The sequence below is a fragment of the Burkholderia sp. Ac-20384 genome (assembly GCF_017104605.1).
Classification (GTDB): domain Bacteria; phylum Pseudomonadota; class Gammaproteobacteria; order Burkholderiales; family Burkholderiaceae; genus Burkholderia; species Burkholderia lata.
Genome location: NZ_JAAGPE010000437.1, coordinates 1 through 5,717, shown reverse-complemented (window position 1 = coordinate 5,717; position 5,717 = coordinate 1). Strand labels below are relative to the sequence as shown.

The window sequence follows — 5,717 nt, the reverse complement described above, 5'->3', positions numbered from 1 at the left end:
CCCCGCTGCGCCAGCATGCGCGGCATCGGGCCGCGCATGTTGCGTGCGTGCATCAGCCGCCTTCCTCTGACGATTGACCGAAATCAACTCGCCCCGGCTGCGCGGACGCCTGGCGGGCCCGTCGACCCGTTGCGCACGCATGCGCGGGTGAGCCGATCCGGCGTGCGCCGCATCGCCCGAGCGTGCCAGGCGCCAGCACCGGCGCGGCTCTGCGCGCCGCGCAGCCGCCCGTTCAGGGTTCCCGCCGCATACGCCACCGGGATAACACCCATCTAGCCGCGCGCCGGCCGCATCGTTATACCGTTCATGACAATGTCCACCTCACGCGCGATTCATGCACGGGGGGATTTTATTCGGACGGAAATGCGGCCAATATGTCGGTTCGATCGAGGTCCGTCGCGCGCGACGGCGAGCCGGCGCGATACCAACGCCAAGCGGGGAACAACGATGGTTGCTAGGTCACCTGACGCAAACGGGCAAGCGGTGTCCGAGATGACGCATGTGTCCGTCACCGCGCCCGAAGACGGACGCAAGCTGTTCGTGATCATGCGTTCACCCGATGAGCCGTTGCTTGCGCAACTGCGCGGGCTCGGCTGGGAAATCTCCGTCGCGAAGACGGCCGGCGCCGCGCAGAACATGACGTCCGGCGTGAGCGTTGCCGCCGGCCTGATCGATTTCACCGGGTTCACGTCGCGCGACTATCCCGCGCTGAAGGCGTGCCTGAGCCAGCCGTCGATCGGCTGGATTTCCATCGCGCAGGCCGGCATCACGATCACTCCCGCGGTGCGCGAGCTGATCCGCAGCTATTGCTTCGATTACGTGACCCTTCCGTTGCCCTACGAATGGATTTCGCACGTGCTCGGCCATGCGCGCGGGATGGCGGCGCTCGATCGCGTCGACGGCGCGGCCTATGCGGCGTCGATCGGCGAACACGGGATGATCGGCAACTGCGAGGCGATGCAGCAGTTGTTCAGCACGATCCGCAAGGTCGCGAAGACCGACGCGAGCGTGTTCATCTCGGGCGAGTCGGGCACCGGCAAGGAGCTGACGGCGCTCGCGATTCACGAGCGCTCCGGCCGCGGCAAGGGGCCGTTCGTCGCGATCAATTGCGGCGCGATTCCGCATCACCTGCTGCAGTCGGAACTGTTCGGCTACGAGCGCGGTGCGTTCACCGGCGCGAACCAGCGGCGCGCGGGCCGGATCGAATCGGCGAACGGCGGCACGCTGTTTCTCGACGAAATCGGCGACATGCCGGTCGAAAGCCAGGCGAGCCTGCTGCGATTCCTGCAGGAAGGGAAGATCGAGCGGCTCGGCGGGCAGGAATCGATTCCGGTCGATGTCCGGATCATCTCGGCTACCCACGTGGATCTCGACGGCGCGGTCGAGGGCGGGCGCTTCCGCGCGGACCTCTATCACCGCCTGTGCGTGCTGCGCATCCACGAGCCGCCGCTGCGCGCGCGCGGCAAGGACATCGACATCCTCGCGCACTACGTGCTGCAGAAATTCAAGTCCGACAGCGGCCGCAAGATCAGCGGCTTCACGTCGGCCGCGCTCGATGCGATGCGCCGCTACGAGTGGCCCGGCAACGTGCGCGAGCTGATCAACCGCGTGCGGCGCGCGATCGTGATGGCCGAGAGCCGGCTGCTGACGCCGCACGATCTCGGGCTCGACACACCGGGCGAAACCGAGCCGGTGACGCTCGAACAGGCCCGGGCGCTCGCCGAGCGCACCGCGATCGAGAATGCGCTGCTGCGCAACGACCACCGCATCAACAAGGCCGCGGCCGAACTCGGCATTTCACGCGTGACGCTCTACCGGATGATGATCGAGCACGGGCTGAACGATCACGACAACAACGGCGGGAACGGCGACAACGGCGGTCACGACGGCACGCCGTCCGGCGACGCGGGGCATCAGCGGGTCGGCTGAGCGGCGCACGTGTGGCGCGTGAACCGGCTCAGCGATAGGTCCAGAGCCGGTGCAGCACGAACGTGACGGGCGGCACGCACAGCACGACCGCGACGATGCTCCACGCGCGGGCGAGGCCGAGCGTCTCGGTGCCGTGCGCCAGCAGCATCGTCATGCCGAGGCCGGCCATCGCGACAGCGAGAAAGCGCACGAAGTTGCCCCACGTCACGGGCGACGAAAAACTCCACAGCGTGTTGGCGAGATACGAGAACGCGGTCGAGCAGGTGAATGCGACCGCATTCGCGCTCACGGGCGTCGCGTCGAATAGCGCGAACATCGCGGCCGCGATCAGCGCATGCAGCGCGGTCGAACCGACGCCCGACACCCCGAAGCGAATCAGCCTGGCGCGTTCGGCGGTATGGAGGGTGCGGATCATCGGGCGCGGTCGTTCGGGCGGCGTGGTGGCGTGTGGAGCGGTATCACGGGGTGCCGCATGCGCCGGCAACAGGTGCCGACGCAGACATGACGCGCGCCGGTTTCGCAGTATAGCGATGCGGTCGGCCAACCCGGCATCGGCCGATGGAAGCGCGGACAACCCGCGGCTCGCGTGCCGCCGGCGGCATGTAAAGCGCATGAAACATTTCGCCTCGGCAGCCCGGCCAATTTGCTCGGCAAATCGGGCTGAACGGCCGGCTGCCTATCGGTAAAAATGCCGCGCGGCATTGTTCAGCCTTATCCGGCAAGGCCGGGCCGCCGCGCGGCCGATGCATGCCGTGCGGCGCGTGTTTCAGTTTCGTAACTTCCCGCCTTCCGCACCCGTTCCGGCCGCCACGCTGCCCGGTCAAACCCTTGTCCGGACGGGCTCGCGCGAAGCTGGCCCGCTCCTTGCGAAAGTGGGCGTGCGAAAGGTGACGATGCACGGTCCGTCCGGTTCGGCAGCGAACCCTGTCAGTACCGGTGAGGACACAGTCCGCGGGGATGCGGCGGCGGAGCGCGGCACGACTGCCGCGTTCCGGCGAGCACGGAGCGTCGTCGCCTGATCGTCGGAGCACCGGCTTCGTCCGGTTGCTGGAACAACCATCAGACTGATACGGGGAAGAAAAATGATCGATCGCCACACGCCGCGGCCGGCAGGCCGCGATCGCAGTGATTCGGAGCATCGCCGGTCGAACGTCGTTCTCGCAGCCGGCCGGCATGCATCGACAGGCCATCTCTCCGCGCCCGGTGCGAGGCGGATCCGGCTGATTGCCGGTCATCCGCGCCGGGTCGGCACTTTCCTGCACGCGAACCCGATACGCAAGGGCATGTGCGCACGGGCGCCGGTACCTCGACGCCCGATCTTCGCCTATTGACTGAAGCTGCACGATATCCGTTCACGTCGGGCATTGCCCGCGCGAACGATCGATCTGCAGTCCGAATGAAATGCGCAGCGTCGTGCCGCACGGACGACGGATGATGCATGCGATGTGACGGCAAACGGCATCATGCGCTCGCCGTCCGGTGGTGAGGGGAGGGGCGGTCGGACGCGCGCGACGGGAGTGGCGCCCGTACGCGCGCGACGCCGTTTCAGCCGCCGTAGATGTCGAAGTCGAAGTACTTCGACGCGAGCCGCTTGTAGGTACCGTCCTTGACCATGTCGAGGATGGCGCCATCGATCTTCGCCTTCAGGTCGGTGTCCTCCTTGCGCAGCCCGATACCGGCGCCGATGCCGAGCACCTTGTCGTCGACGAGCTCGGGGCCGACGAACGTGTAGTTCGCGCCGCGCGACGATTTCAGGAACCCGATGGCCGCCTGCACTTCATCCTGCAGCGCTGCGTCGAGGCGGCCCGAGGTCAGGTCCGCGTACACGCCGTCCTGGTTCTGGTACGACACGACGTTCGCGCCTTGCTTGCCCCAGTACGCCTTCGCGTACGTTTCCTGCGTCGTGCCCTGTTCGACGCCGATCGATTTGCCCTTCAGCGATTCGGCCGTCGGCAGCAGCGGCGAGCCCTTCTTCACGACGAGCCGCGTCGGCTGGTTGTAGATCTTCGTCGTGAAGCCGATCTGCTGCGCGCGCTGCGGCGTGATCGACATCGACGACAGCACCGCGTCGAACTTCTTCGCCTTCAGCGCCGGAATCATCCCGTCGAAATCGTTCTCGAGCCACACGCACTTCGCCTTCAGGCGCGCGCAGATCTCGTTGCCGAGGTCGATGTCGAAGCCGACGAGCTTGCCGTCGGGTGCCTTCGACTCGAACGGCGCGTAGCTGGCATCGGTGCCGAAGCGGATCGTGGTCCAGTCCTTCGCGACGGCGGGGCCTGCGGATACCGCGAGCAGGGCGATCGAAACAGCGGCAATCAGTCTCTTCATGGTGCGTTCCTTGGCGGGTGCTTCCGGGTTCTGTGCGACACGGTTTCACGGACACGAACCGCGTCTGCGCGCGGTGTCCGCACGGCCATTAGCGCAGAAAATAAAATCTGAGTCCAGAATGGACAAAAAATATCGTTTCGTCGGATGGACGGGCCGGTCGGCGGGTCTCGACCCTTGCAAAAATACGAAAATGGACTAATCTTGTTAGTAAATTCGTTTCGAGACTAACGATCATGTCACAGCCCGCCTATGAATCGCACTCCGCCCCGCCGCAGGCCTCGGTCGCGCAGATGTCGGCGGCCGGCCTCCGTGCGTTTTTCAACATCTCACGCGACTGGGAACTGACGATCGACGAGCAGATCGTGCTGCTCGGGTCGCCCGGCCGTTCGACATTCTTCAAGTGGAAGGCCACGCCGGAATCGGCGCGGCTGCCGCGCGATACGCTCGAGCGCCTGTCGCTGCTGCTCGGCATCTACAAGGCGCTGCAGATCCTGCTGCCGCAGCCGGCCGCGGCCGATGCGTGGGTCAAGCGGCCCAACGACGCGGCGCCGTTCGGCGGCAAGCGCGCACTCGACCGGATGCTCGCCGGCAACGTCGGCGATCTGGTCGCCGTCCGGCAATATCTCGACGCGATGCGAGGTGGCTGGGCGTGACAATGCCGATCCAAGCACAACAATGGCCCACGACGGCGGTCGACTGGGCGCCAGCCTATCGCGTGATTCCCACTCGTTTTCCGGCGATCAACCTGTTCGACCGCGTGGCCTCGGCGGACGATTTCGACGCGCTTTACGCGCTCGAATCGCTGACCAACGACCGCATCCGCAATGAAGTCGGCGCACTCGATCTCGTGCCGCCCGCCGAGCGCCGCTACGGGCAGGGCTGGGGGCCGATCATGGCCGCGTTCACGCACCTGAATCCGCAGGGCAGCCGCTTTTCCGACGGCAGCTATGGCGTGTTCTACTGCGCGCGTTCGCGCGATACGGCGATCGCCGAAACGCGGTATCACAGCGCACTGTTCCTGGAAGCGACGAAGGAGCCGCCGATGCGCCAGCAGATGCGGCTCTATACGGTGATCGCACAAGGCGACGTGGCCGACATACGCGCGTGGCCGAAACGCGATCCGGCGTTGCTGCACCCGCTCGATTACAGCGCCGGGCAGGCGCTCGGTCGCGCGGTGCGCAATGCGGGCGGCGCGGGGATCGTCTATCCGTCGGTGCGCGACCCGCGCGGCGAGTGCCTGGCGGCGTTCCGCACCGCGCTGCTGCGCGACTGCCATCACGCGGCCTACCTCGAATACAACTGGAACGGCTCGGCCGTCGATGCGGTGTTCGAGCTGAACCAGGTCGGCTAGCGCGCGCTTGCGGGCGTCAAGGCATCAAGGCAGCGGCCAGTCGCCCGCGTGGCGTTCGCGCGCTTCGGCCTGCGTCATCGACCAGGTGCGCCCGGTGCGCGGCTCGGCA

5 protein-coding genes and 1 pseudogene are annotated in these 5,717 nt (G+C 66.6%); 3 read left to right on the top strand and 3 right to left on the bottom strand.

The window, feature by feature from the left end:
* Positions 1 to 447 precede the first annotated feature (447 nt).
* Entirely contained in the window at positions 448 to 1,929 is a 1,482-nt protein-coding gene (locus tag G3O00_RS39185; protein WP_174931910.1) for a sigma-54 dependent transcriptional regulator, read from the top strand.
* Between the two features lie 28 nt (positions 1,930 to 1,957).
* On the opposite strand, the gene G3O00_RS39180 is transcribed toward G3O00_RS39185, so the two are convergent.
* Positions 1,958 to 2,344 (bottom strand): GtrA family protein, encoded by a 387-nt coding sequence (locus tag G3O00_RS39180; RefSeq protein WP_206146199.1) that lies wholly within the window; start codon positions 2,342 to 2,344, stop codon positions 1,958 to 1,960.
* 1,130 nt (positions 2,345 to 3,474) lie between these two features.
* Complete coding sequence (locus G3O00_RS39175; RefSeq protein WP_011355847.1) at positions 3,475 to 4,257, bottom strand: ABC transporter substrate-binding protein; 783 nt, start codon at positions 4,255 to 4,257, stop codon at positions 3,475 to 3,477.
* A 233-nt stretch (positions 4,258 to 4,490) separates the two neighbouring features.
* Here G3O00_RS39175 and G3O00_RS39170 point away from each other — a divergent pair, with 233 nt between their 5' ends.
* Positions 4,491 to 4,910 carry an MbcA/ParS/Xre antitoxin family protein gene (locus G3O00_RS39170; RefSeq protein WP_206146198.1) on the top strand — a complete coding sequence of 140 codons (420 nt, stop codon included), beginning with the start codon at positions 4,491 to 4,493 and terminating at the stop codon, positions 4,908 to 4,910.
* Positions 4,911 to 4,912: 2 nt separating this feature from the next.
* Positions 4,913 to 5,608, top strand: coding sequence for an RES family NAD+ phosphorylase (locus G3O00_RS39165; RefSeq protein ID WP_174931911.1), 696 nt, complete (start codon positions 4,913 to 4,915; stop codon positions 5,606 to 5,608).
* A 24-nt stretch (positions 5,609 to 5,632) separates the two neighbouring features.
* Here the strand turns inward: G3O00_RS39165 and G3O00_RS39160 are convergent.
* Positions 5,633 to 5,717, bottom strand: a pseudogene (locus G3O00_RS39160) (metallophosphoesterase); the annotation flags it as partial.

Bases quoted from the DNA above. Each gene is read 5' to 3' on its own strand.
- G3O00_RS39185 (WP_174931910.1), top strand. From the start codon at position 448: ATGGTTGCTAGGTCACCTGACGCAAACGGGCAAGCGGTGTCCGAGATG.
- G3O00_RS39165 (WP_174931911.1), top strand. From the start codon at position 4,913: ATGCCGATCCAAGCACAACAATGGCCCACGACGGCGGTCGACTGGGCG.
- G3O00_RS39180 (WP_206146199.1), bottom strand. From the start codon at position 2,344: ATGATCCGCACCCTCCATACCGCCGAACGCGCCAGGCTGATTCGCTTC.
- G3O00_RS39175 (WP_011355847.1), bottom strand. From the start codon at position 4,257: ATGAAGAGACTGATTGCCGCTGTTTCGATCGCCCTGCTCGCGGTATCC.
- G3O00_RS39170 (WP_206146198.1), top strand. From the start codon at position 4,491: ATGTCACAGCCCGCCTATGAATCGCACTCCGCCCCGCCGCAGGCCTCG.